We start from the raw sequence: 26,681 nt of genomic DNA on the forward strand, positions 1-26,681 counted from the left end.
GCGGGCCTTATTCAGCGATTCTTGAATTGCGCGACGTTGTCCGCCGTCACCAGTTCGAAGGGAATGTCCACCACCGCCGGGACCGTTTCCTTGCGCGCGGCCTTGACCGCGTTCTCGATGGCCGCACGGCCCTGGCCCTTGGCGTCGTGGAACACGGTGACGGTGAGCAGGCCACGCTGCAGGGCGGCCAGGCCGTCCGGGGTGCCGTCGACGCCGCCGATGAAGACGTCCTTGCCCGGCTGCTTGCCGGCCTGGCGCAAGGCCATGGCGGCACCGATGGCCATCTCGTCGTTGTTGGAGGCCACGGCGTCGATCTGGCGACCGGACGTCAGCCAGTTGCTCATCAGGTCCATGCCCTTGTCACGCTGCCATTCGGCGGTCTGCTCTTCCACCACCTTGATGTCCGGGTACTTGGCCAGCACCTCCTTGACCCCGGCGGTACGGCCATGGGTGGCATCGTTGGAGAGCAGGCCGAGCATGATGGCGAGATTGCCCTTGCCGCCCATCTTCTGCGCCAGCGCCTCCATCTGCAGCCGACCGGCCAGCTTCTCGTTGGAGCCGATGTACACCACGCCAGCGGGCAGCTCTTCCTGGGGCCGACGATTAACGTACAGCAGCGGGATGCCGGCCTTCTTGGCCGCGGCGGTCATATTGCGGGTGGCAGCGGTGTCCACCGGCGTCACCACCACGGCATCGACCTTCTGGTTGACGAAGCTTTCCACCTGGCTCAGTTGGCGCACCACGTCACCGCGGGCGTCCTCGAATTGCAGCTGCACCCCACCCTCGCGCTTGGCCTCGTCGGCCATGGCCTCGCGCAGGTAGGTAAGGAAGTTGTCGTCGAACTGGGCGATGCTCACCCCTATGCGCAGATCGGCCAACGCCAGGGTGCTGAACAGGGTGGAGATGACGAGCAGACAAACTCTTTTCATGACGGGTCTTCTCTTGTTTTGGTGTTATGGGGACCACGGAAGCGCCAGCCGCACGCAGCCGGCAGGGCGTTACAGGGTGACGCTGGCGCCGCTGCGCAAGGACTCGATGGCCGCCTCGGCCAGGCGCTGGGCCTGGTAGCCGTCCTCGAAGCTGGGCTGGATGGCCGCGCCCTGCTCCACCGCCGTGACGAAGGCACCAACCTGGGCGCGATAGGCTTCTTCGTAGCGATCAATGAAGAAGTTCATCAGAGGTTCGCGTGCGGCGGCGCTGTTGTCGCTGTAGCGTTCCAGCGGGGTGCGATGGCGGTTGCCGGACACCAGCATGCCGCGGCTGCCGAGGGCCTCGATGCGCTGGTCGTAGCCATAGCAGGCGCGTCGTGAACCGTTGATGTGGCAGAGCCGGCCTGAGGCGGTCTCGAGGATCACCATCACCGAGTCGATATCGCCCACCTCCGCCACTTCCGGGGCGACCAAGGCGCTGCCGTAGGCGCACAGCTTCACCGGCTCCTCGCCGAGAATGAAACGGGCCATGTCGAAGTCGTGGATCAACATGTCGCGGAACAGGCCGCCGGAGCTGCGCAGGTAGTCCAGCGAAGGCAACCCGGGATCGCGGCTGGTGATGATCAACTGCTCCAGATTGCCGATCTCGCCGGCCTGGAGCGCCTCGCGCAGGGCCAGGTGGCCGGGGTCGAAGCGGCGATTGAAGCCGATCTGGATCGGCCGGTCGGTGCCTTCCAGCTGTTGCCGGCAGGCCTGGACCCGGGCGAAGTCGAGGTCGATGGGCTTTTCGCAGAGCACTGCCTTGCCAGCCTTGACCGCCTGCTCCAGCAGGTCGACGTGGGTGTCGGTACTGGAAGCGATGAGTACGGCGTCCACCGTCGGATCGGCGAGCGCCTCGGCCACGTCGGTCGCCACCCGGGCGCCGTGCAACCCCGCCACCTGCTCGGCGGAGGGACGATGGACGTCATAGACGTAGGCGAGCTGGGCGGCGGGATGGCGACTCAGGGTGTCGGCGTGCAGGCGGCCGATGCGACCGGCACCAAAGAGGGCGAAGCGCAGCATGAAGCGATCTCCTATTTTTTGGAATTGTTTTTCTTCTAAAAGAATAAATAAACAATATTTTCCATTTCGTCCACTGAAACCTTTGTCCTCTTGGCGGGCGAGTCCGCTAAGCTAGTCACTATGCTGCCCACCCCCACCCATCATCGTCGCCTGCGCCTGGCCAACGGCCTGGCCGTTGCCCTGCTGCACGATCCCGAACTGCCGCAGGCGGCCGCGCTGGTACGCATCGGTGCCGGCAGCCACCAGGCCCCCCGCGCCTATCCGGGCCTGGCCCACTTCCTCGAACACCTGTTCTTTCTCGGCAGTCAGCGCTATCCGGTGGCGGACGGCCTGATGCCCCTGGTGCAACGCCTGGGTGGCGAACTCAACGCCAGCACCCGCGAGACCACCACCGACTTCTTCTTCGCCCTGGCCCCCGAGCACCTGGGCGCCGGCCTCGCCCGGCTGCTGGACATGCTCGCCGCGCCCCTGCTGGCCCTGGACGCCCAGCACCGCGAGCGCGAGGTGCTGCACGCCGAATTCATCGCCTGGTCACGCAGCGCCGACACCCGCAGGGACCTGGCCCTGGCCACGGGCCTGCCGGCCGCACACCCGGCCAGAGGCTTCCACGCCGGCAATAGATACAGCCTGCCGCTGCACAGCGCCGCCTTCCAGACGGCGCTGCGCGCCTTCCAGCAGCACCATTACCGCGCGAGCAACGCCCTGCTGGTATTGGCCGGGCCGCAGCCCCTGGCCGAACTGGAGCGCCAGGCCCGCGAACACGGCGCTGTCCTGCCGCCTGGTCCGCCGCCAGGTGCCAAGGTGCCCTCGCCGCTCCCCGCGCTGGGCGAGCGCTGGCAGACGAGCGCCGTCGCAGCCCCGGCGCTGGCCGTGCAATTCGCCCTCGACGATCTGCTCCCTGGCAGTTGGGAAGCCGCGGAATTGCTCGAAGCCCTGCTGCTCGGCGAACAGCCGGGCGGGCTGCTGGCGACCCTGCGCCAGGCGGGCCTGGCCGAGCGTCTGGACCTCGCCTGGCCCTATCGCCAGGAGCGCCAGGGCCTGTTGCGCCTGGCTGTCGTACCTGGCCCGCGAACTACACCGGCCGCGCTGACCGCCGCCCTCTGCGCCTGGTTGGCAGCCCTGCGCCAGGTGCCCCTCGCCAACTTGGAGCAGGATCACGCCGCCCGGGTCCAGCGCCAGTGGGCCACCCTGCCTGCCCTGGCGCTGGTGCGCCGCCTCGGCGAGCGACTCTGGCTGGACCGTGGCGGCCTGGCCTGGCCGCAACCGGCACTCTCCGCCACGGCCCGCGCCGCCTGGCCCCGACTGCTCGCCCTCCTGGTGCCGCAACGACTCAGCGGCTTCGCGGCTGGCCTGCCAGATGAGCAGGGCGCAGAGGTAGCAGTCGCCACCCCCTTCGGCCTGCCACCCGCCAATCCCCTGCTCGCCCCGCTCCCCGGGCTGCCGACCCCCGACATCCAGCCCTGGCCGCTCAGCCAGGCACTGGCGCCCCAGCAGCGCGACGGAGTGCTGTTCCTGCGCTGGCAGTGGCCGGGGCAGGCGCCCGTGGCGCCGCAGGCGACGGTCCTGGGTGCCCTGCCCCGGCTGGCCGCCGAGGCCGGCGTCAATCTACGTTGGAGTCCGCCAGGCGCGCCCTGGGAGCTGCGGCTCCAGGGCTGGGCCGAGGCCTTGCCGAAGACATTGCAACAGGCGCTCGATGGTCTGGCCGACGAATTCGATGGCCCAAGGGCAGCCACCCAGTCACCGCCCGAACCCATGCTGATCCGCCAATTGCTCAAGGTCCTGCCGGAGCGTCTGCCGGCCGTCACCCCAGGCAGCGGTGACGGCGGCCCCGCCTGGCAGGCCCTGGCCTGTGGCCTGCCACCCATCGCCCAGGCGGCCTTGGCGACGGTCGCCCCGCCGCCCCAACCGCGAGCCGTACCGCTCGGCGAACCCCCACGCTTCAGTGGTCGCCATTGGCAGCTTGAACCCAGAGCCGACGCCCAGCAGGCACTCCTGCTGTTCTGCCCGCAACCCAACGCATTGCCTGCCACCGAAGCCGCCTGGCGCCTGCTGGCGGCGCGTCTGCAAGCGCCGCTGTTCTGCCGCCTGCGCAGCGAGCGGCAACTGGGCTACGCGGTGTTTTCCGCCTATCGCCAATTGGGCGACCAGAGCGGCCTGCTGATTGGCGTGCAGTCGCCCCATGCCAGTGCCCTGGACATCCTCGCGGAAATCGAGGCCTGCCTCAGCGACAGTCGCCCGGCCGTGGTCGCCGATACCCAGGCAATGGCCGACAGCATCCAGCAATTGGCGCGCGACTTCGGTCCCCTGACCACCCAGCGCGGCGCCCTGGCCGAACGCCTCTGGTGGGGCTTCCAGCGCACCGGCGCCCTGGACCTCGGGCCACTAAGAACCGCCATCGCCGCGCTGGACGAGCCCGCCCTGCTGCAGGCCTGGAGCCAGCTCACGGCCTTGGACGCCCCGCGCTTCGTCCTGGCCAATGCCGCCGCGCCATCCGGCTGGCTGTCATAGCTTTCAACATATTCCCGGGAGCGTCGGCAACCGGCAGCGGTCCATCTGTTGCAGGATCGGTAAGACAGTTATGTCCGTACCAGCCCACCGATTCGCTATCGGCAAAACCCTTAGCCAAGCAACTTTGTTAAACTTGGCGACCGGATCCATCCGGCTTTCGCAGTCAAAAAAGGAGACCTCCCATGTGGACCAAGCCTGCCTACACTGACCTGCGCATCGGCTTCGAAGTCACCATGTACTTCGCCAACCGTTGATGCGCCCCACGCCCCGGTCCGCCGGGGCGTACTTTTTCCAGGTTTAGCCTTTCCCATGCATATCCAGATTCTCGGCTCCGCCGCTGGCGGCGGCTTTCCCCAGTGGAACTGCAACTGCCCCAATTGCGACGGCTTCCGCAAGGGCACCCTCAAGGCCCAGGCCCGTACCCAATCCTCCATCGCCCTGTCCGACGACGGGGTGAACTGGATCCTGTGCAACGCCTCGCCCGACATCCGTGCCCAACTGGCCGGTTTCGCTCCGCTGCAACCGGCGCGGGCCCTGCGCGACACCGGCATCCGCGCCATCGTCCTGCTGGACAGCCAGATCGACCACACCACCGGCCTGCTCAGCCTGCGCGAGGGCTGCCCCCACGAGGTCTGGTGCACCGAGATGGTCCACCAGGACCTGACCACCGGTTTTCCACTGTTCAACATGCTCCAGCACTGGAACGGTGGTCTCACCTGGCGCCCCATAGGCCTGAGCGGCAGCTTCACCATCCCAGCCTGCCCGAACCTAGAATTCACGCCCTTCCCGCTGCGCAGCGCCGCGCCGCCCTATTCGCCCCATCGCCACGATCCGCACCCCGGCGACAACCTGGGCCTGCTGGTCCACGACCGGCGTACCGGCGGCAAGCTGTTCTATGCCCCGGGCCTGGGCCAGCCGGACGCCGCCCTGCTGGAGCTGATGGGCCAGGCCGATTGCCTGCTGGTGGACGGCACCCTCTGGACCGACGACGAGATGCAGCGTCGCGGCGTGGGCACCCGCACCGGCACCGAGATGGGCCACCTGCCGCAGAGCGGCCCCGGCGGCATGCTGGAAGTGCTGGCCAGCTTCGAGCGCCAGCGCAAGGTGCTGATCCACATCAACAACACCAATCCGATCCTGGACGAAGACTCCCCCGAACGCGCCATCGTCGCGCGCCAGGGCGTGGAAGTCGCCTGGGACGGGATGTCCATCGAGTTGTGACCGCCATGCCCAACGCCCTTAGCCCTACCGAATTCGAAGCCGCCCTGCGCGCCAAGGGTGAGCTCTACCACATCCACCACCCCTATCACGTGGCCATGTACCAGGGTCGCGCCAGCCGCGAGCAGATCCAGGGCTGGGTGGCCAACCGCTTCTACTACCAGGTCAACATCCCGCTCAAGGACGCCGCCATCCTGGCCAACTGCCCGGACCGCGAGATCCGTCGCGAATGGGTGCAGCGCATCCTCGACCACGATGGCGAGCCCGGCAGCGAAGGCGGCATCGAGGCCTGGCTGCGGCTGGCCGAGGCCACCGGCCTGGACCGCGAGCAGGTGCTCTCCCAGGAGCTGGTGCTGCCCGGAGTGCGCTTCGCGGTCGACGCCTATGTCAACTTCGCCCGCCGCGCCTCCTGGCAGGAGGCCGCCAGCAGCTCCCTGACCGAGTTGTTCGCGCCGCAGATCCACCAGTCGCGCCTGGACGCCTGGCCGACCCACTATCCCTGGATCGATCCGGCCGGCTACGAGTACTTCCGCACCCGCCTGGGCCAGGCCCGTCGCGACGTCGAGCACGGCCTGCAGATCACCCTGCAGCACTACACCACCTGGGAATCCCAGCAGCGCATGCTGGAGATCCTGCAATTCAAGCTGGACATCCTCTGGAGCATGCTCGACGCCATGAGCATGGCCTACGAACTGCACCGCCCGCCCTACCACAGCGTTACCAGCGAGCGCCGCTGGCACCGAGGAATCGACCTATGAGCTTCGACCGCACCCAGGTGCCGCGCTGGCGCCCCGGCTATCGCTTCCAGTTCGAGCCGGCGCAGGACGCCCATGTGCTGCTCTATCCCGAGGGCATGATCAAGCTCAACGAGAGCGCCGCCGCCATCGGCGAATTGATCGACGGCCAGCGCGACGTGGCCGCCATCATCCAAGTGCTCGACGAGCGCTTCCCCGGCGTTCCCGAACTGGGCGTCGACGTCGAACAATTCATGGAGGTCGCTCGTGCAGAGCACTGGCTCCTGCTCGGCTGATACCTCGCTGCCTGGGGTGCCCATGCAACTCCCGCAGCCGCCGGCGGTAGGCAAGCACAACGTCGGCCTGCCGCTGTGGCTGCTGGCCGAGGTCACCTATCGCTGTCCGCTGCAGTGCCCCTATTGCTCCAATCCCCTGGACTTCGCCGCCCAGGGTCGCGAGCTGACCACCGAACAGTGGTTCAAGGTCATGGCCGAGGCACGCGAGATGGGCGCCGCCCAGATCGGCTTTTCCGGCGGCGAGCCCCTGGTGCGCCAGGACCTCGCCGAACTCATCCGCGAGGCGCGCCGGCTGGGCTACTACACCAACCTCATCACCTCCGGCATCGGCCTCACCGAGGCGCGCATCGCTGAATTCCAGCAGGCCGGCCTGGACCATATCCAGATCAGCTTCCAGGCCAGCGACGAACAGGTGAACAACCTGCTGGCCGGCTCGAAGAAAGCCTTCGCCCAGAAGCTCGCCATGGCCAAGGCGGTCAAGGCCCATGGCTATCCCATGGTGCTCAACTTCGTTACTCACAGGCACAACATCGATCGCATCGACCAGATCATCGACCTCTGCCTGGCCCTGGAAGCCGACTTCGTCGAACTCGCCACCTGCCAGTTCTACGGCTGGGCCGAGCGCAATCGCGCCGGTCTCCTGCCGACCAGGGCCCAACTGGAGCGCGCCGAAGGCATCACCAATGACTACCGCGCGCGCCTCAAGGCCGAGAACCATCCCTGCAAGCTGATCTTCGTCACTCCGGACTACTACGAAGAGCGCCCCAAGGCCTGCATGGACGGCTGGGGCAAGCTGTTCCTCACCATTACGCCAGACGGCACCGCCCTGCCCTGCCACGGCGCTCGGCAGATGCCCATCGCCTTCCCCAACGTGAAGGAGCAGGATCTCAGGCACATCTGGTACGACTCCTTCGGCTTCAACGTCTACCGCGGCTACGACTGGATGCCCGAGCCCTGCCGTTCCTGCGACGAGAAGGAAAAGGACTACGGCGGTTGCCGCTGCCAGGCCTTCATGCTCACCGGCGATGCGCGCAACGCCGACCCGGTCTGCGCCAAGTCCCCGCACCACGACCTCATCCTCGCCGCCCGCGCCGAAGCCGAGACCGCTACCCAGCGGATCGAGGATCTGCAATTCAGGAACGAGCGCAACTCGCGACTGATCGCCAAGGCCTAGTCCAGCCGGCGCGATTCCGAGACCGACCCCAGGGTCGTAACCCGCCTGCCAGAGACGTCGCCAGGCACGCCGAGGTCGTCAGCGGAATCCCGCTGCGGAGAGTCCGAGGCAGTCTTGGGCTGGGACTCAACACCCACGGCTCCGAGGCATTTGCCTCCCGGCCGGGCAGTTGACCATACTGCCCGGCCGGACCTTTTCTTCCTGCCGTCATGTCCTCGATACGCCCGCTGCGCCCTGCCGATCTCTCCGCCGTCCTGCTCATCCAGGCCGCCAACTACCCCGCCGACCTGCTCGAAGACCGGGACTTCTATGCCAATCGCCTGGCACTCGCGCCCGAGCATTGCTGGGCGGCGACCGATGCCCGGGGCCAACTCCAGGGCTATCTGATCGCCTACCCCTGGGACGACGGCCTGCCACCGGTGCTCGGCGCCCGCCTGGAACAGCTACCCCACCCCGCCTCGACCTGGTTCCTGCATGACTGCGCGGTACACCCCGACGCCCAGGGGCAAGGCGTCGCCGGTCGGCTCTATCGGCATGCCCAGGGCCAGGCCCGCCAGGCGCGACTGGCACGGGGTCGCCTGGTATCCCTGCCCGGCGCCATCGGCTATTGGCAGCGCCATCACTACCGCCCGCTACCCGCCGACGCGGCGCTCAGCGCCAAGCTGGCCGGTTATGGCGCAGGCGCCTGCCTGATGCAACTCAGCTTCGAAGCTCTTGCCGACGAGCCTTCGTAAAACTTGCAAATCTAAATGCAAGTATTTCTCTTTTGGCTTTAATATGGCCGCGCCCTGGAGGGCTCTCCCTGCCCGGCGCACTGGCGCGGGCGTTTCGATCGCCGACACAAGGAATTCTCGATGCACAGTTCTTTCGCGTCCTCGGCCAAGGGCCGGCGCGCCTTTTCCCTCACCCTGCTCGCCGGCGTGTTGGCGCTGGGCCTGCAGACCGCCCAGGCGCGCTCCAGCTTCGAAGCCCCCGATCCGGACTACCACGGCGAGATCAAGGCCAGCCCTGCCGCCGGCACCGCCATCCTGGCGGGCAGCGAGGTCGCGCTGGAAGGTCGCGGCTTCAAGCCCGGCCAGCAGATCACCCTGTCCCGCGGCGGCGTGACGCTCAATCCCGACGCCGCCTACGTGGCCGATGCCCAGGGCAATTTCAAGGCGACCATCCGCATCCCCGAAGATGCCGCGCCCGGCCAGCATCCCATCGTGGTCAGCACCGCCCAACCCTCGGGCGCCGCGGTCTTCCCGCTCAAGGTGTCGCCGGTGGTACCGCTGTCCAGCGCCGACGCCTATAGCCTCACCGCGGCCAAGCTGGTGCCCGGTCTGTATCAGGTGGGCATCAGCGCCAAGACGGGTGCCCTCTTCGTCACCTCCGCCGTGGGCCGCCCCCCGGTCAAGGTCTCGCAACTGCTCAAGCTCGATCCCAAGGACCTGTCCATCGAGCGCCAGATCACCCCGGCCGCCGCGCCGGGCGAGGACGCCGGCGTCTTCGCCGTCTACGGCGTGGGCGTGGACGACCGCAATGGCACCGTCTGGACCACCAATACCCGGCAGAACACCGTGGCGGTCTATCGTCAGAAAGACCTGGGCCTGGTCAAGCAATTCGCCCCCGGCACCGTGCCCCATGCCCATACCGTGGTGATCGACGACAAGCTCGACCGCGCCTTCGCCTCGGCCGCCATGACGCCGGACATCGTCTCCTTCGATGCCAAGACCCCGGCCGTGCGCAAGCGCATCAGCATCGAGTCGGGCGTACGCGGCGAGCGGTTCGCCGTGGTCGGCCTGTCCCTGGACCCGGCGGTGCACAAGCTCTACGCCGTCAGCCTGAAAACCAACGAAGCCGCAGTGATCGACGCCAAGACCGAGAAGGTCGAGAAGGTCTTCCCGATCCAGGGCGCCAAGACCCCCATGAGCGTGGCCCACGATCCCCAGACCGACCGCCTGTTCATCGCCGCCCAGGGCAGCGACAACCTGCTGATCGTCGACGCCAAGACCGGCCAGACCCTGCATAACGTCACCACCGGTGCCGGCGCCCTGAATGTCGTGTTCGACCCGGTCAAGCGCCTGGCCTATGTCACCAACCGCGGCGCCGGCACCCTGACCGTGGTCGACCCGGATGGCAACATCAAGGCCAACCTGGAACTGGGCACCTACCCCAACCACGCGGTGGTGGATAGCAAGGGGGTGGTCTACGCGGTGAACAAGGCCAAGGGGCAGGATGATGCCGAGGGGGATCGGATTACGCGGGTAGTGGCCAAGTAACAAGCCTGCAGCCCCTGGCTTGGGCTGGGGGCCGCTTTCGGCTTTCGTAGGTTGGGTTGAGCGAAGCGAAGCCCAACGTTGCAAGGCTTCATTCTGCACCTTGGTGTGGGTGCCTCCGCTGATTATCGAGTGCATTGATAGCTCTTGTTTCGCCCACCCGGGCGACTCACTTTTTTCAGTCGCGAAAAAAGTAAGCAAAAACGCTTGCCCCACCATCCGGCCCTCCGCTGCGCTACGGGTCCGCTCACGCCAGCGCCGTTCCGGGGTCGACCTACACGGGCCGTCCATGGCCCGTTAGGCCTCTCGCCGCATCCATGCGGCTCGACCCCTCCACGACACTGGCGCTCGCCCTCCTGAACGGGGCGATTCGCCAGCCTGAAAGTTTCGGTTGAAGAACCGTAAGCGGCTGCAAGCCGTAGCGTGGACAACGGCGCAGCCTTGTCCACTGATGGTGTTGGCGTCCAAAAGTGGAAAACGCTGCGCGGTTTTCCACGCTACACATGTGAACACCCAAGCATCAGGCTAGCGCCCCGCCCCGTCAGTGAGGCCGAGTGCAGGTGTTGCGGAGGGGGATGCGAGGCAGGACGCCGAGCAAGGCGCGAGGGGCAGGAGGCCCCTTCGCGCCGTGCCCACGGAGCGGCACCGGAGCGAGGGGACCCGGAGCGCAGCGAAGGGCCGAAACGTGGGGCAAGCGTTTTTGGTTACTTTTTGTCGCGACTGACAAAAGTGACTCGCCCGGGAGGGCGAAACCAAAACCTTCAACGCACTCAATAAGCAGCCATAGCACCTATTAAACAAGCGTGAGGCCCTGCAACGTTGGGCTTCGCTCACGCTCAACCCAACCTACGCCGCCAAAACCAACGACGCCCACCAGATCACTCCAGCGGGCGCCATTCAAGGGGGCGACTGAGGGGAAAACTCACCCCTCCAGCGACTCCACCCCCAACTCATCCCACACCGCCTCCGCCAGATGGAAGGTGGCATTGGCCGCCGGGATGCCACAGTAGATGGCGCTCTGCATGATCAGCTCCTTGATCTCCTCCCGCGTCACCCCGTTGCTGCGGGCGGCGCGCAGGTGCAGGCGCAATTCGCCCTCGCGGTTCATGCCGATCAGCATGGCGATGGTGATCAGGCTGCGGGTGTGCCGCGGCAGACCCGGGCGGGTCCAGATGTCGCCCCAGGCGTGGCGGGTGATCATCTCCTGGAATTCTTCGTTGAAGGGCGTCAGCTTTTCCAGACTGCGGTCGACGTGGGCATCGCCCAGGACCGCGCGACGGACCTGCATGCCGGCGGCGTAACGTTCTTTCTCGTCCAAGATCGACTCCTTTAGGCGCTGAGGAAGGTCAGCACGCGCTGGGTGAAGGCGTCGCCCATCTGCACGTTGGACAGGTGGGCGGCGGGAAACTCGACGTACTCGGCGCCGGGGATGCGCTCCTGCAGGAAGCGCCCGTCGGCCGGGGTGGTCACGGCGTCGTGGCTGCCGGCGACGATCAGCGTCGGGGCGCGGATGGCGTCCAGCACCTCGCGGAAGTCGGCATCACGCACCGCCGCGCAGTTGGCCGCATAGCCCTGGGGCGAGGTGCTGGCGAGCATGGCGACGATGCGGTCGACCTTCTCCGGTTCGGCGCTGGCGAAGTCGGGGGTGAACCAGCGGCCGATGGAGGCGTCGCGCAGGTCGCGCATGGCCTGCTCGCCGCCGGCTTCGACGGTCTGGATGCGGGTGTTCCACACCTCGGGAGTGCCGATCTTGGCGCCGGTGTTGCACAGCACCAGGCGGGTGACCCGCTCGGGAGCGTTGATGCCCAGCCATTGGCCGATGGAGCCGCCCATGGACAGGCCGCAGAAGGCGAATCGCTCGATACCCAGGGCATCGGCCAGGGCCAGGACATCACGGCCGTTCTGGTCCATGCGATAGGGGCCGGGCGTCACCAGGGAGGCGCCGTGGCCGCGGGTGTCGTAGCGCAGCAGGCGGAATCTCTCGCTGAAAGCCGCGGCCTGGTCATCCCACATGGCCAGGTTGGTACCCAGGGAGTTGGACAGGATCAGCACCGGAGCGCCTTCGGGGCCCTCCAGCCGGTAGTTCAGGTCGCCATCGGCGAGACGTACGCTGGGCATCAGGCAGTCCTCTTGTCTAGGGATGGGAAAGCAGGGTCTGGTGTTCGGCCAGGGTGCGGGCCACCCAGGCCCGCGCCTGGCCCTGGTAATGGGCGGGGTCCAGCAATCGATCCAGCTCGGCGCTGGAGAGTTCGGCAGTCACCTCGGGGGTGTCGCCCAGTACCTGGCGCAGATGGCGACCTTCCTGGACGGCGCGCTTGCAGCTCTGCTCCACCAGGTGGTGGGCGGCCTCGCGGCCCAGGCGGCCGGCCAGGGCGATGCTCACCGCCTCGGCCAGCACCAGGCCGTGCGTCAGCTCCAGGTTGGCCTGCATGCGTGTGGCGTCCACTTCCAGGCCGGCGACGATGGCCTGCGCCTGTTGCAGGGCGCCGGACACCAGGCAGAACAGTTCCGGCAGGGTTTCCCACTCGGCGTGCCAGAGGCCCAGGCTGCGTTCGTGCTCCTGGGGCATGGCGGAAAACAGGGTGCTGACCAGCCCCGGCGCGCGGGTAGCGGCAGCGATGAGCACGGCCGCGCCGACCGGATTGCGTTTGTGCGGCATGGTGGAGGAACCACCCTTGCCCGGCGCCGACGGCTCGAAGACCTCGGCGGCCTCGGTCTGCATCAGCAGCGACAGGTCGCGGCCCAGCTTGCCCAGGCTGCCAGCCACCAGGCCGAGCCAGGCACCGACTTCGACGAGACGGTCGCGTTGGGTATGCCAGGGCTGCTCCGGCAGGCTCAGCCCCAGCTCATAGGACAAGGCCTCGGCCACCGGCAGGGCCTCATCGCCCAACGCGGCCAGGCTGCCCGAAGCGCCGCCAAACTGCAGCACCAGTACCCGTGGCCGCAACTCGGCCAGGCGCTGGCGATGACGGGTGATGGCGCCCAGTACCCCGGCCAGCTTCATGCCCAGGGTCACCGGCGTTGCGTGTTGCAGCCAGGTACGGCCGGCCAGCACGGTGCCGGCATGACGCTCTGCCTGGATGGCCAGGGCCTCGGCCAGGGCGGCCAGATCGGTATCCAGTAACTCCAGCGCCTGGCGGACCTGCAGCACCAGTCCGCTGTCCATGGCGTCCTGGCTGGTAGCGCCACGGTGCACATGACGCTCGGCCTCGGGGTCCTGGGCGGCGATCTGCCGGCCGAGGGCCTTGACCAGGGGGATGGCCGAATTGCCGGCACTGACCACGGCGCGGGCCAGCTCGGCGGCATCGTACAGCTCGGCGCGGCAGGCGGCGGCGATGGGCGCCACCGCCGTCTCCGGGATCACTCCCACCGCGGCCTCGGCTCGCGCCAGGGCCGCTTCGAAGTCCAGCATGCCCTGCAGTCGGCCCCGGTCGCAGAACACCGCACGCATGGCGGCGCTAGTGAAGTAGGCATCGAACAGCAGGTTGGACATGGGGGACTCCTTGGACTTAGTGGTCGTGATGCAGGTAGGTGGCCTGTCGCGGCAGCCGCAGGCTGACCAGGAAGGCCACCGCCAGCATCACCGAAACGTAGATATAGAAGATTTCCTCGTGACCCTGGGTCTTGAAGCTCAGGGCGACGAATTCCGCAGAGCCGCCGAACAGGGCATTGGCCACCGCATAGGACAGCCCCACGCCCAAGGCGCGCACCTCGGGCGGGAACATCTCCGCCTTCACCAGGCCGCTGATGGAGGTGTAGAGGCTGATGATGGCCATGGCCAGGCAGATCAGCAGGAAGGCCACGAAGGGACTCTGGACGTTGGCCAGGGCGGTGAGGATCGGCCAGGTACCGAGAGCGCCCAGGGCACCGAACAGCAGCATGGAGGCGCGCCGACCGATGCGGTCGGAAAGCATGCCGAACAGCGGCTGCATGATCATGAACACGAACAGGGCACAGGTCATCACGGCACTGGCGGTCTTGGCGTCCATGCCGCTGGTGTTGACCAGGTACTTCTGCATGTAGGTGGTGAAGGTATAGAAGATCAGCGAGCCGCCGGCGGTATAGCCGAGCACGGTGAAGAAGGCAGCCTTGTGGTGCCGGAACAACCCGCCCAGGGTACCGGCTTCCTTGTTGGCGCGGCTCTCGGCGGTGGTGGTCTCTTCCAGCGAGCGACGCAGGAACAGCGAGATCACCGCGGCGGCGGCACCGACCAGGAAGGGAATCCGCCAGCCCCAGGCACGCAGGTCGGCATCGCTGAGCACCTGCTGCAGGATCACCACCACCAGCACCGCCAGCAACTGGCCACCGATCAGGGTGACGTATTGGAAGGAGGCGAAGAAGCCGCGCTGACCGCGCAGGGCCACTTCGCTCATGTAGGTGGCGGTGGTGCCGTATTCACCGCCCACCGAGATGCCCTGCAGCAGTCGCGCGAGCAACAGCAGCGCGGGTGCGGCGACGCCGATGCTGGCGTAGGTGGGCAGGCAGGCGATGCCCAGGGAGCCGGCGCCCATCATCAGAATGGAGATGACCATGGAGGTACGGCGACCGTACTTGTCGGCGATGCGACCGAAGATCCAGCCGCCGATGGGCCGCATGAGAAAGCCCGCGGCGAACACCCCGGCGGTGTTGAGCAACTGCACGGTGGGATCGCTCTTCGGGAAGAAGGCGGCGGCGAAGTAGATGGAGCAGAAGGCGTAGACGTAGAAGTCGAACCACTCGACCAGATTGCCGGAGGAAGCCCCAACGATGGCGAAGATGCGCTTCTTGCGCTCCTCGAAGCTGTAGTGCGGATGCGTGCTCATGGGAATCCTTAGTTATAGGTATGGATGGACGGGAGACAGACTACCGCCATTCGGACTCTGGGAGACACATGCGGTTACAGGGAGGTGCGGGCATTGATTGGGGTGAGGGTAGGTAGTGTTAGGGCAGCTCATCGAGCCAAACGCTCTGTGATCGGCGCTGACCATCGCGGCCATGGGCCGCTCCTACAGGGTCACGCTTTTGTAGGAGCGGCCCATGGCCGCGATAGGTCCAAGCGACAAACCTCAGATCCCGTCCACCCGCTCCACCGCCAACGCCAAGCCCTGGCCGACGCCCACGCACATGGTCGCCAGGCCCAGGCGGCCGCCGGTTTTCTCCAGGTGGTGCACCGCGGTGAGCACCAGGCGATTGCCGCTCATGCCCAGGGGATGGCCCAGGGCAATGGCGCCGCCGTTGGGATTGACCTTGGGACTATCGTCGGCCACGCCCAGCTCGCGCAGTACCGCCAGCCCCTGGGCGGCGAAGGCTTCGTTGAGTTCGATGACGTCGAAGGCGTCGATGGAAAGGTCCAGTTGCTTGAGTAGCTTGCGCACCGCCGGGGTCGGGCCGACGCCCATGATGCGCGGCGCTACCCCGCCGCTGGCCATGCCCAGTACCTTGGCGCGCGGCGTGAGGCCGTGCTTCTTCACGGCTTCCGCCGAGGCCAGGATGATGGCCGAAGCACCGTCGTTGAGGCCCGAGGCGTTGCCGGCGGTGACGGTCTTATCCGGGCCGTTGACCGGCTTGAGCTTGGCCAGGCCGTCGGCGGTGGTGTCCGGACGCGGATGCTCGTCCTGCGCCACCACCACGTCGCCCTTCTTGCCCTTGATGGTCACCGGGACGATTTCCTCGGCGTAGTAACCGGATTCCTGGGCCGCGGCGGCGCGTTGCTGGCTGCGCAGGCCGAAGGCGTCCTGGTCGGCGCGACTGACGCCATAGTCGGCGGCGACGTTGTCCCCGGTGACCGGCATGCTGTCCACGCCATAGGCCTCTTTCAGCGCCGGATTGACGAAGCGCCAGCCGAGGGTGGTGTCTTCCAGCTTCTGGCCACGGCCGAAGGCGCTGTCGGCCTTGCCCATGACATAGGGCGCGCGGGTCATGGACTCCACGCCGGCGGCGATCACCAGATCCATCTCGCCCAGGGCGATGGCGCGGTAGGCCTGGCCCACCGCTTCCATGCCCGAGGCGCAGAGGCGATTGAGAGTCACACCCGGTACGGTTTCCGGCAACCCCGACAGCAGCACCGCCATGCGCGCCACGTTGCGGTTGTCTTCGCCGGCCTGGTTGGCGCAGCCCATGAACACCTCGTCCACGGCAGACCAGTCCACCTGCGGGTTCCGCTCCTGCAACGCCTTGAGCGGGATGGCTGCCAGGTCGTCGGCACGCACGGCGGACAGTCCGCCGTTGAGCCGGCCGATGGGCGTACGGACGGCGTCGCAGATATAGACGGCGCGACTCATTCCTCACCTCCCTTCTGGCCGCCATGGGCCGCCGCGGTGCGCGCCTGCAGATCGCGCAGCGCCTCGAGTTCGGTGGCGGTGGGCGCCTCGGTGGTGGCGACCTGGTCGGCGAAGCGGATGGCCCAGCCGGTAGCGGCCACCACCTGCTCGCGGGTCACCCCGGGATGCAGGGCGGTCACCACGAATTCGTTGGTCCCGGCTTCCGGCTCCATGATGCAGAGGTCGGTGATGATGGCGGTCGGGCCCTTGCCCGGCAGGCCCAGCTGCTGGCGGTGATCGCCGCCCTCGCCGTAGCCCACCGAGGTGATGAAGGCCAGCTTGTCGACGAAGCTGCGGTGCGACTGCTTGAGGATGATCAGCACCTCCTTGGCCGAGCCGGCGATCTCCGGCGCACCGCCGGCGCCCGGCAGGCGGACCTTGGGCTGGTTGTAGTCACCGATCACCGTGGTGTTGATGTTGCCGAAGCGGTCGACCTGGGCAGCGCCCAGGAAGCCGACGTCGATGCGTCCGCCCTGCAACCAGTAGCGGAAGATCTCGCCAGTGGGCACCACGGTGTCGGCGGTCTCGGCCAGTTCGCCGTCACCGATGGACAGCGGCAGCACCGTGGGCTTGGCGCCGATGGGGCCGGATTCGTAGATCAGTACCACGTCCGGCGCATGGGTCAGGCGCGCCAGGTTCGCCGCGGTGGACGGCAGGCCGATGCCGACGAAGCAGACGCTGCCATTGCCGAGGCGGCGCGCGGCGGCCACGGTCATCATTTCATTGGTGGTGAAGTCGCTCATGATTCAGGCCTCCGCAGCCAGCTTCGCCTGGAAGGCGGCGAAGTCCGCGGTACCGCGGATGTAGGTGTCGATCCACTGGGTGAAGGTATCGCGATCGCGGGCGATCGGGTCCCAGGCCTGGTAGAAGCGGTTGTCGCGCTCGTAGTAGCCGTGGGCATAGGACGGATGCGCTCCGCCCGGCACCACGCAGACGGCGCTCAGGGCCCAGGTCGGCAGCACGCAGGCATTCATCGGCGCCTGGAGGTCATCGACGATTTCCTCAACGGTGACGATGCAGCGCTGGGCGGCCAGGGCGGCTTCCTTCTGCACGCCGAGGATGCCCTGGATCAGCACGTTGCCCTGGCGGTCGGCCTTTTGCGCATGGATGACGGTGACGTCGGGACGCACGCTGGGCACCGCGGCGAGTTTCTCGCCGGTGAAGGGGCATTCGATGAACTTGATGTCCGGGTTGACCTTGACCAGGTCCGAGCCCTGGTAGCCGCGCAGCACGGCGAACGGCAGGTTGGAGGCGCCGGCGACATAGGCATTGGCCAGGGCCGCGTGGCTGTGCTCGGAGATCTCCAGCTTGTGCGGCCAGCCCTTCTCCACCGCATCGCGCAGGCGGTGCAGCGAGCCGACGCCGGGGTTGCCACCCCAGGAGAAGATCAGCCGCTTGGCACAGCCGGCGCCGATCAGCAGGTCATAGACCAGGTCGGGGGTCATGCGCACCAGGGTCAGGTCGCGCCGGTTCTGGCGGATCAACTCGTGGGCGGCGGCAGTCGGGATGAGATGGGTGAAGCCTTCGAGGGCGACGGTATCGCCATCGTGGACGAAGCGCTGGATGGCTTCGCTCAGGGACAGGATCTGGGCCATGGATTGTCGACTCGCGTCTTGTTATCGGCGCCGCCCGGTGCGGCGGTCTGGAGTCAGACTACAAAGCCCCAGCGCCTCGAACAATCCGATAATCGACTAAGAGTTCGATTATCGAACAACATTGCTCAGCAGGCTATCGACCCGAGCGATACGCGGCCGGCCGGGGTAACGGCTACACTGCCCGCCTTCGCCAGGAGTCCAGCCGATGTCCGAAAAACCCCGCCCCGCCCTCGAAGGTGTCACCCTCGAAGCCCTGCTCACCCGCCTGGTGGAACATCACGGCTGGGAAGAACTCGGCCGGCGCATCCCGCTGCGCTGCTTCACCCACGATCCCAGTATCAAATCCAGCCTGACCTTCTTGCGCCGCACCCCCTGGGCGCGGGAAAAGGTCGAGCAGCTGTATCGACGATTGCCCAAGCGCGACTGACGTTCGGGCCAGCTCGCCCGGCAAGAACCGCTCGTTAATCGCAGACAGTAATGAGACCTGCGGAGGGTGGATGACAACGTAGCCTCATCTACGGAAGCCCAGCTCCAAGGACGAGATCATTGCGCGGCTATATGCTCCGTGACGGCCATAGCGGTCCGTTGATGCGACTGCTCCGACGGACAGCGTCGCGACCAGCAACCGCATCTTTCACCGATACTCGCTCGGATGACTACCTTTTCCTCCCCAGGAAAAGAGGCGTGAAGCAAGGCGCCCCGCAACGAATGTCCCAATGAAAAAAGCCTCGTCGTTTTTCACCCCGCGGCTATAGCGATGAGGCATTAGCTCCTGCACTTACGTCGGAGCCTGTAGCAGCAACTGTCTGCTCGCATTATCTCGATCATGGCAGTCTGCCGATGCGGCCGCTCCTACAGGTCCCTGTCTTTCCGTAGGAGCGGCCCATGGCCGCGATCAGGAGCACGAGCAGGAGCAGCCCGTAGCGTGGAAAACCGCGCAGCATTTTCCACTGCCAGCTCTATCCAGCCTTACCCCGACTGAACAGGGGTATGGGGGGGACGCTGGCTCTCAAAAGAACCGCACCACCTGCGCCCATACCCTTGGCGAGCGATCGACGTCACTGGTAGGTTCGGCGTTGCCCAGCTTCCAGGCCGCTACGGCGTTTACGCGCCAGCCGTAGGCGTTCCAGGTCGCTCCTACCCCAGCGCCGGACAGGCTGCGGTGGTTGTCCTCGGTGGTCCAGGGATCACGGTTCAGCCGTACCTCGCCATGGTCAACGAAGGTGGACAATTGCCAGGCCTGGGTCAGGGCATAGCGCAGTTCCACATTGGCCAGCCAACCCTCGTCGCCCGAGGCTTCGCCCTGGGGATAGGCGCGCACGCCATAGGCGCCGCCCAGGTAAAACTTCTCCGAGCTGTCCAGGTTGCGGTCGGCCCACTGGGCCTGCAGCTGGGTGTAGAGGCTGAAGCGCTCGGTCAGCCGCTGCAGGCGTACCAGGCTGGGGCTGATTTTGTTGAACTGGCCGCGTGTGCCAGCAGTGGTCTGGTCCTGCAGGCGCTGGTCGGCGCCGGAAATGTCCAGGTCGCCATGGCTCCAGGCCAGGGCGAAGCTGTTCACCCCGCCACCCAGCAGGCTGTCCTGGCTGCTGCCGTTGAGCGAGAGGGTGGTGACCCGCGAGTGCTTGTCGCTGCGCTCGCTGAAGGCGTCGATGTCGTCGCGCAGGCGCTTGGCGTCGAATTGCAGCTGGGTATCCAGGGTCAGGCCGCGCTGGCGGATCAACGGCTGTACGGCGAAGACGCTGGCTACCTGGGCACGGCCATGGGCGTCCAAATCGGCGAAATCCTTGGCCAGACGGTAATCCATATCGGAATAGGCCACGCCGAGCTGGGTCGACCAGGGCGTGACCGGCAACTGGTAGGCGATACGCCCGTAGCGCTGGTCTTCATCGCTGACCGTGGCCCTCAGGCTGAGACGATCACCCAGGGCCAGGGGGTTGTTCACATTGAGGGTGCCGCCCAGGCGGTATTCACCGATGAAGCGGTTGCCGTAGTTGTCGGCATCCACCGAGCCGGACAACAACGTCGCGGGGCCCATGTCCACCACCAGGTCCGAGGTGCCGGTGGTGGCGCCGGGCTGCAGGGTCGCCTTGGCCTCGCGCCCGGGCACCTCTTGCAAGAGCAGCAGGCTGCGAGTCAGCGAATCCGCCTTGATCGGTTCGCCCGGTACCAGCTGCGCCAGCGGCGCCAGGGCGAAGCCATGCAGGTCCACGGCGTGTTCGGCGCGCACTGCACCATAGCGCCCTTCGAGGATGGCGACGCGTACCTGCCCGTTATCGATGCTCTGGGCCGGCAGATAGGCACGGGCCAGGGGATAGCCATGGGCCTGATACAGCTCGGTGATGCGCTGGAGACCCGCTTGCAACTGGGCCAGGGTCAGGCTGCGCCCGCGCAGATCCTTGAGCAACTGCTGCAGCTCCTGGTCGGGGATGGCGCTATTGCCCTCCAGGATGAAGCCCTTGACCACCAGCGTGGGGCCGCCTGACGCAGCCTGGGTGGCCGGCGCACTGGGCAGGTTCAGCTCCAGGGTCTGGCGCTCGGGCAGGGCCAGGGGCTGTTGGTCCAGGCTCTGCAGAGATTGACCGGCATCCGGTGCGGTAGCAGCGTGTACCGCGTAGGGCAAGGCGGCGAGGACGCAACCGAGCAGGGGGTGGATCAAACGCATCTTCAGATTCCTTCCGGCAAGCGAATGCCACGGTTGACGACTTTCAGGTTGGGCAAACCGCTCAGGCTGGCGCCATTCAACTCCTCGAAGGCGGTCAGGCGTAGCGTGGTATCACCGACGGGTTGGGCGGTACCGGTCTGGCCGTCCTGCACCGGAGCGGTACTGGACACCTGGGCGGCTATTACGGGCGGAACCACAGACGGCGTGCTTACAGGCTGCGTACTGGGGTTGTCAGGTACCGGTTGTGGCACGGTCACGCCTTGCACCGTTAGGGTTCCTGGGTTGTAGCTGATCAGGTAGTTGCCCAAACCGAGGCCGTTCGCCGCACTGGGCACAATGAGGTAGCTGCCGGGTGCCGCCGTAGCGTTGGCACCGGGGCTAGCGAGAACCACGTTAGCTACGGAGTCGCCCGTAAAGAGTCCCGTGACGTTGTAGCCACTGAGCTGGGCGAGCTGCCCGGCTGCCTTGCTGGCATCCAGAGCGGTAATCACCAGCGGTGCCGGTGTGATATCGGCGATGGTGGTGCCATTGGTGGCCAACTGATAGTTACCGGCATCGGTGCCACCGAGGCTGCCGCTGACGTTGACGGTTTTGCCGTTGCCCACGTTCTTGTCGGTGAAGCTACCGCTGGTGGTGAAGCTCACGGTATCACCCTGGATCGCGCCGCTCAGGGCGCCGACGGTGATGGCGCTGGTAGTGCCGTCGTAGGTTTTGTCCTGGGCCGTGATGCTGCCGGTGAGGGTCTTGGGCGTGATGGTGGCCGTGGTGGTGGCGTTGGTACTGCCCAACACATAGTTGCTGGCGCCGCTGCCGTTAAGGCTGCCGCTGACGTTGACTTGCTTGCCCGTGCCGGCGTTCTTGTCGGTGAAGGCACCAGTGCTGGCGAGACTCACGTCATCACCTTGGATCGCGCCACTCAGGCTGCCCGAAACTGTGGCAGCGGTGGTCCCATCGTAGGTCTTGTCCTGGGCGGCGATAGTGCCGGTAATGGACTTGGCGGCGATGTTGGCCGTGGTGGTGGCGTTGGTGCTGCTCAACACATAGTTGCTGGCGCCGCTGCCACTGAGCACGCCGCTGACGTTGACTTGCTTGCCCGTGCCCGCGTTCTTGTCGGTGAAGCTACCGCTGGTGGTGAGGCTCACGGCATCCCCCTGGATCGCGCCGCTCAGGGCGCCGACAGTAATGGCGCTGGTAGTGCCGTCGTAGGTCTTGTCCTGGGCGGTGATGCTACCGGTGATGGTCTTGGGCGTGATGGTCAGGCTGGCGGCCTGGATAGTGATGTCGTAGCCCTGCGAGGTGGAATACAGCTGGTTGTTCAGCGTCAGGTTGCCGGCCTGGGTGCTATAGGTGCCAGCATTAGCCGAGTTGCTGCTATAGCTCAGGCTACCGAGTAGGGTCGCGCCGGGGACCGAGGTGGTATAGGAGCTACCACTGCTGGCGCTACCGTCGTAGACCTTATCGGCAACGGTGGCAGTGACGGTCAGCGGGGTGAGGAGGCTACGCAGCAGGGGGCCGCTGTTGCCTTCGTATATGCGCCAGACCGCATTCGAGCCGCCTGTGCTAGCGATATCCCACCCTGCGTACGTCGAAGCCTGGGTTAATTCGGACCGGGATTTCCCATTGCCGAAGCCGTTGCTGCTGCCATTGATGGCGTTGCCACTGGCATCGGTGGTGGCATAGAAGCTACTGCTAAGGGTTCCATGGTCGTTGTATCCGAGCAGCCCGCCGACATTTGAGGTGCCCGATACACTACCGGTGGCATAGGCGTTGCTCAGAGTACCGACGTTCAATCCGAGCAGGCCACCGACGTATTGGCTGCCAGAGACGCTGCCGGTGGCATAGACGTTGCTCAGGGTGCCGGAGCTGTATCCGACCAGCCCACCGGAATAGCTGCCCGATACACTGTCGGTGGCATAGGCGTTGCTCAGGGTTCCACGGTCGTTGTATCCAACCAGCCCGCCGACGTAATAGTTGCCCGATACACTGCCGGTGGCATAAGCGTTGCTCAGGGTTCCACGGTCGTTGTATCCAACCAGCCCGCCGACAACTTGGTCGCCCGAGACGCTGACACCGACCAGCCCAATATCGCGGATCACGGCGCCAGCGCCAGTAATGCCGAATAAACCGACATAATTGTTGGAGCGATTGATGACTAAATCACTCAGGGTGTGGCCTAGTCCATTAAAGGTGCCGATGAATAGGGTACTGTTGCTACCCAGCGGATTCCAGCCCGCGCCGTTGTTGGCGCTGGAACTGGCCAGGGCGGTATAGCCAGGGCTGTTCTGGTCGAGGTTGTTGCTCAGGCTGAAATAGTAACCACCACTCAGCACTTGGCTGATATTGGCCAACTGCTGCCAAGAGGTGATGCTGTAGGCGCTGCCTACCGTACCAGCACCACCGGCGAATAGCGTGTTCCAGACGATATCCACCGGGCGGGTAACGCCGGTGAGGTAGGGCAGGCCTCCTGAGCCGTAGCCGGCCACACTGGTATTGATACCGGGGAATGACCAGATGCTCGTATCCCAGCCGGTAAAGGTGGTCTGCGCACTCAACTCGGTCCAGGTTTTAGCTACACCGTTGACATTCCCGTCGAACCTAACACCCGTAGTTGCGCCGCTGTCGTTGATAGCGTTTCCAACTGCATCGGTGGTGGCGTAGAAACTGTTGTTTATCGTCCCGTTGTTGTAGTTGCGCCCGACGAGTCCGCCGAGCACATAAGCACCCGAAGTGACGCTGCCGGTGGCATAGGTGTAAGTGATGCTTCCGCCGTTGATAGCTCCCACCAGCCCACCTACAAAGCTGCCGCCAGAGGCATTTCCGGTTGCATAGGCGTTGCTAATGGTTCCACGGTCGCTGTATCCGACCAACCCACCTAAGTTGCCGTTAGTGGATCCCACTGCGCCTGTTGCATAGACGTTGCTGATGGTTCCACGGTCGTTGTATCCGACCAACCCGCCGAGAGTGCCGTTACCCGAAACACCGCCTGTGGCATAGGCGTTGGTGATGGTTCCAAGTTCGTTAGTTCCGACCAGCCCGCCACCCTCACTGTCACTCCCAACAGTGCCTGTGGCATAGGCATTGGTAATGGTCCCACCTTGGTTGTATCCAACCAGCCCGCCGCCTTTGGCGTTGACGCCCCCAACGTTGCTGGTGGAATAGGCGTTACTTATGGTTCCTTGATTTTGTCCGACCAACCCGCCTGTGTTGTTTGGACGCACAAGGCCCGACATATCAAGGGTGGCATACACGTTGCTAACGATTCCCGCATTGAATCCGGCTAGCCCACCGATGTTACCGTTATAGGCACCCGAAATACTGCCACCGACTAGACCGATATCGCGGATTACACTGCCGTTGGCTGCTAAACCGAACAAACCGATGTAGTTCGTATTGCTGACGTTTATGCTCAGATTGCCAAGGGTATGGCCAAGCCCGGCGAATTGTCCGGTGAAGTTGCTGCTGCTGTCACCCACCGGCTGCCAGTTGCCGATACTGCTCAGGTCGATATTACTGCCCACGGCATAGTTGCCGGCCAGGCTGTTATTCATGGCTTGCAGCGCATTGGCATCAGTGACCACGGTGTAACTGACCAGGCTGCCAGTCGAGCCTTTTTGGGTACCGAAGTTGTTGCCGCTGTGCAGGTTGATAGGGGCCTTGATGTAGTAGTCCGCGACACCGCCATTGGCGCTGGCTTGGCCGTACTTCAGGACAACCTTGCCGCCTGGGTCTCCGGCGGTGATAGCGGCGTTGATGTTGATGTTGCGTTCAGCATTCAGCGTAAGGGTGTTCGCGCTGTTCCAGGTGATGATGTCATTCACATGGATATCGCCATTGCCTCCAGCGGTACCCATGGTGGCGGTCTGGATCTCGAAGTTGTTGTTCTGTACTGCGGTCGAGACGGCCACGCCGGTCATGTCACCCCCGCTGGCAGCGATGGTGAAATCATTAGGGTCGATCAGCCAGGTACCGGTCTTGCCGTTCCGTGCCTGGGTGGTGACCTTGGCACTGTCCGCCACCTTGACGTGGGCGCCCGAGGTTTCGATGAAGCCACCGTTGCCGCCTGTGGGCGCACTGGCATCCAAGGTGCCCGCGACCTGCACCGTGCCGCCGTCGAAACCGCCGAGCAATTCGATCTTGCCGCCGCGCTCGGCCAGGGTCTGGGCCTCGATCACGCCGCTGTTATTGACCACGGTCTTGAGCAGGGCATCGCTGGCGTGGGCGGTGAGCAGTACCTGGCCGCCGTTGGCGCGGATCAGCTCGCGGTTTTCCGCCAGGGCATCGGCGGTGGCTTCATCCACCTTGACGTTGAGCAGGCCGTCGCCGGCGAAGTCCAGGGTCATGGCCTGGCCAGCGGCTAGCGCCACGCTGCCGCCATTGGCGACGATCACGCCTTGGTTGCTGACCTGGCCACCGAGCAGCGCCACGGCGCCGCCGTCATGGGCCTTGATGTTGCCTTGGTTGAGCACCGTCTTGGGCGTGGCCTGGCTCTTGAAGCGGTAGCGACCCTGTTCGAAATCGCTGTTGGAGATATCCAGGGTGGAGGCCACCAGCCCGCCGACGTTCACGCTGGCGCCCTGGCCGAAGAGGATGCCGTTGGGATTGACCAGGAACACCCGGCCATTGGCGTCCAGGTTACCGAGGATGCGCGAGGCATCCTGGCCCACCACCCGGTTCAGGGCTACGGCCTGGCTGGAGGGTTGGTGGAAAGTCACCCCATGGCCAGCGCCTATGTCGAAGCTCTGCCAATCGATGGCCAGGTTGGCACTGGACTGCTCGACGGTAAGCTGCTGGCCAGTGCTGGAGAGATGCCCACTGCCGGACACCACCGTCCCACCGCTGGGTAGATTCGCCGCCATGGCGCCTAGGGGCGCCAACAGCAGGAGACCCACCGCCCGGCCACTGCCGCGCTTGCCGCCGCTCTTGGCCAATTCACTGGTGACGACCCAGGCTTGGAGGGCATGGCTCCATAGGGTGCGGAAGATGCGATTCATGGTGGGAGTCCTTTCGGAGGCGATAGGTGGGCGTCAGGTCACAACGACAGGGCAACCGGGGAAGTTGTCGGGAGGGTCGCGGCGGGCTCTATCCGTTGGGCCGGCCCCTCTTTTCGAGGCGACTGTCATTCGGCGCGCAGTGCCTGACTAACCAGGCTCGATGAATGGCAACGCATAAGAACGCGATACCGTTCACATACTTGATCACCTTAAGAGGCGCGCCCACCCATCGCCTATAGTCCATTTGGACCGGTTCGAAAATCTTGTGAGGCCGCTTGGCCGCGTCTAGATTGCGGGGATGGAAAAGCCAACCACCCTGCTACTCATCGACGACCATGCGCTGTTCCGCTCCGGTATCGCCCTAGTACTGGCGGTGGGCTTGCCCCTGGTCACCATCAGGGAAGCCTCTTCGCTCGAGGACGCCTTGCGTCTGAATGAAGTGGAACCGCAGTTGGTGTTGCTCGACGTTCAGCTCCAGGGCATCAGCGGGCTGGAGGGTATTACCGCCATCCGCGAGAAATGGCCGCAGGCGAAGATCGTCATGGTGTCGGCCTTCGATCTGTCGGAGGTGGTGCGCGAGGCGGTGCGCCGCGGGGCGCTGGAGTTCATCTCCAAGACCGAACAGCCCGAACGACTGCTGCAGAAGATCCGCGTCCTGCTCGATGGCGACCTTCCCGAAGGACCGGTGCTGGCGAGTGATCGACCACGACTGACGCCACGCCAGATCGAGGTACTCGAGCTGCTGAGCCAGGGGCTGTCGAACAAGCTGATCGGTCGCCGCCTGGAGCTGTCCGAGCACACGGTGCGCGGCCATGTTCAGGCCCTGCTCGCGGCGCTACGGGTGGCGAGCCGCACCGAGGCCATCTATACCGCCCGCCGGCTGGGTCTGCTGCTTTGATCGATGACGTCCGGATTCAACGCGAGCGGCTCAGGTTGATCCTCGAGGGCACCAGCC

At 65.7% G+C, this 26,681-nt stretch carries 21 protein-coding genes; 10 read left to right on the forward strand and 11 right to left on the reverse strand.

All coding sequences use genetic code 11. From position 1 onward, the window contains the following. Positions 1–11 precede the first annotated feature (11 nt). Complete coding sequence (locus tag CCZ28_RS13130) at positions 12–929, reverse strand: sugar ABC transporter substrate-binding protein (RefSeq protein ID WP_140218688.1); 918 nt, start codon at positions 927–929, stop codon at positions 12–14. A gap of 69 nt (positions 930–998) precedes the next feature. Beyond that, on the reverse strand, positions 999–1,991 hold the full coding sequence (gene iolG, locus CCZ28_RS13135; RefSeq protein WP_140218690.1) for an inositol 2-dehydrogenase: 993 nt from the start codon (positions 1,989–1,991) through the stop codon (positions 999–1,001). A gap of 120 nt (positions 1,992–2,111) precedes the next feature. Here iolG and pqqF point away from each other — a divergent pair, with 120 nt between their 5' ends. From pqqF to CCZ28_RS13175, 8 genes are all read left to right on the forward strand, one after another. Next, positions 2,112–4,499: a pyrroloquinoline quinone biosynthesis protein PqqF gene (gene pqqF, locus CCZ28_RS13140; RefSeq protein WP_140218692.1), complete on the forward strand. Its 2,388-nt coding sequence runs from the start codon at positions 2,112–2,114 to the stop codon at positions 4,497–4,499. 182 nt (positions 4,500–4,681) lie between these two features. Beyond that, a complete protein-coding gene (gene pqqA / locus CCZ28_RS13145) occupies positions 4,682–4,753 on the forward strand; it encodes a pyrroloquinoline quinone precursor peptide PqqA (RefSeq protein WP_003243383.1) in 72 nt (23 codons plus the stop codon). Between the two features lie 55 nt (positions 4,754–4,808). Continuing rightward, a complete protein-coding gene (gene pqqB / locus CCZ28_RS13150) occupies positions 4,809–5,720 on the forward strand; it encodes a pyrroloquinoline quinone biosynthesis protein PqqB (RefSeq protein WP_140218694.1) in 912 nt (303 codons plus the stop codon). A 5-nt stretch (positions 5,721–5,725) separates the two neighbouring features. Further along, positions 5,726–6,475, forward strand: a complete 750-nt coding sequence (gene pqqC / locus CCZ28_RS13155) for a pyrroloquinoline-quinone synthase PqqC (RefSeq protein ID WP_140218696.1) — start codon at positions 5,726–5,728, stop codon at positions 6,473–6,475. Further along, positions 6,472–6,747: a pyrroloquinoline quinone biosynthesis peptide chaperone PqqD gene (pqqD, locus tag CCZ28_RS13160; RefSeq protein WP_140218698.1), complete on the forward strand. Its 276-nt coding sequence runs from the start codon at positions 6,472–6,474 to the stop codon at positions 6,745–6,747. Before pqqC ends, pqqD begins: the two co-directional genes overlap by 4 nt. A 22-nt stretch (positions 6,748–6,769) precedes the next feature. Further along, positions 6,770–7,921, forward strand: coding sequence for a pyrroloquinoline quinone biosynthesis protein PqqE (pqqE, locus tag CCZ28_RS13165; protein ID WP_167509239.1), 1,152 nt, complete (start codon positions 6,770–6,772; stop codon positions 7,919–7,921). Between the two features lie 209 nt (positions 7,922–8,130). Beyond that, on the forward strand, positions 8,131–8,655 hold the full coding sequence (locus tag CCZ28_RS13170) for a GNAT family N-acetyltransferase (RefSeq protein WP_140218702.1): 525 nt from the start codon (positions 8,131–8,133) through the stop codon (positions 8,653–8,655). Positions 8,656–8,775: 120 nt separating this feature from the next. Then, a complete protein-coding gene (locus CCZ28_RS13175) occupies positions 8,776–10,182 on the forward strand; it encodes an ATP-binding protein (protein ID WP_140218704.1) in 1,407 nt (468 codons plus the stop codon). A 919-nt stretch (positions 10,183–11,101) separates the two neighbouring features. Here CCZ28_RS13175 and pcaC read toward each other — a convergent pair. The 7 genes from pcaC to CCZ28_RS13210 form a co-directional block, all read right to left on the reverse strand. Further along, complete coding sequence (gene pcaC / locus CCZ28_RS13180; RefSeq protein ID WP_140218705.1) at positions 11,102–11,497, reverse strand: 4-carboxymuconolactone decarboxylase; 396 nt, start codon at positions 11,495–11,497, stop codon at positions 11,102–11,104. Between the two features lie 11 nt (positions 11,498–11,508). Continuing rightward, positions 11,509–12,297 carry a 3-oxoadipate enol-lactonase gene (gene pcaD / locus CCZ28_RS13185; protein WP_140218707.1) on the reverse strand — a complete coding sequence of 263 codons (789 nt, stop codon included), beginning with the start codon at positions 12,295–12,297 and terminating at the stop codon, positions 11,509–11,511. A 16-nt stretch (positions 12,298–12,313) separates the two neighbouring features. Next, complete coding sequence (locus CCZ28_RS13190) at positions 12,314–13,672, reverse strand: 3-carboxy-cis,cis-muconate cycloisomerase (RefSeq protein ID WP_140218709.1); 1,359 nt, start codon at positions 13,670–13,672, stop codon at positions 12,314–12,316. Positions 13,673–13,688: 16 nt separating this feature from the next. Continuing rightward, on the reverse strand, positions 13,689–14,981 hold the full coding sequence (locus CCZ28_RS13195; protein ID WP_140218711.1) for an MFS family transporter: 1,293 nt from the start codon (positions 14,979–14,981) through the stop codon (positions 13,689–13,691). A 243-nt stretch (positions 14,982–15,224) separates the two neighbouring features. Beyond that, positions 15,225–16,439 carry a 3-oxoadipyl-CoA thiolase gene (gene pcaF / locus CCZ28_RS13200; RefSeq protein WP_140218713.1) on the reverse strand — a complete coding sequence of 405 codons (1,215 nt, stop codon included), beginning with the start codon at positions 16,437–16,439 and terminating at the stop codon, positions 15,225–15,227. Further along, positions 16,436–17,221 (reverse strand): CoA-transferase subunit beta, encoded by a 786-nt coding sequence (locus CCZ28_RS13205; protein ID WP_058762700.1) that lies wholly within the window; start codon positions 17,219–17,221, stop codon positions 16,436–16,438. The genes pcaF and CCZ28_RS13205 overlap by 4 nt, the downstream gene beginning before the upstream one ends. A gap of 3 nt (positions 17,222–17,224) precedes the next feature. Beyond that, positions 17,225–18,073 (reverse strand): CoA transferase subunit A, encoded by an 849-nt coding sequence (locus tag CCZ28_RS13210; protein ID WP_058762699.1) that lies wholly within the window; start codon positions 18,071–18,073, stop codon positions 17,225–17,227. Between the two features lie 205 nt (positions 18,074–18,278). Between CCZ28_RS13210 and CCZ28_RS13215 the strand changes: the two genes are divergently transcribed. Continuing rightward, positions 18,279–18,500, forward strand: a complete 222-nt coding sequence (locus CCZ28_RS13215; RefSeq protein ID WP_058762698.1) for a VF530 family DNA-binding protein — start codon at positions 18,279–18,281, stop codon at positions 18,498–18,500. Positions 18,501–19,082: 582 nt separating this feature from the next. Here CCZ28_RS13215 and CCZ28_RS13220 read toward each other — a convergent pair. Together CCZ28_RS13220 and CCZ28_RS13225 are read right to left on the reverse strand one after the other, a co-directional pair. After that, positions 19,083–20,735: a ShlB/FhaC/HecB family hemolysin secretion/activation protein gene (locus CCZ28_RS13220; protein WP_140218715.1), complete on the reverse strand. Its 1,653-nt coding sequence runs from the start codon at positions 20,733–20,735 to the stop codon at positions 19,083–19,085. A 2-nt stretch (positions 20,736–20,737) separates the two neighbouring features. Next, positions 20,738–25,726, reverse strand: coding sequence for a YDG domain-containing protein (locus CCZ28_RS13225; protein ID WP_140218716.1), 4,989 nt, complete (start codon positions 25,724–25,726; stop codon positions 20,738–20,740). Positions 25,727–26,024: 298 nt separating this feature from the next. On the opposite strand from CCZ28_RS13225, the gene CCZ28_RS13230 reads away from it, so the two are divergent. Then, positions 26,025–26,624 (forward strand): response regulator, encoded by a 600-nt coding sequence (locus CCZ28_RS13230; protein WP_058762694.1) that lies wholly within the window; start codon positions 26,025–26,027, stop codon positions 26,622–26,624. Positions 26,625–26,681: the final 57 nt, after the last annotated feature.

This window comes from Pseudomonas oryzihabitans (genome assembly GCF_006384975.1).
Lineage (GTDB): Bacteria > Pseudomonadota > Gammaproteobacteria > Pseudomonadales > Pseudomonadaceae > Chryseomonas > Chryseomonas psychrotolerans_B.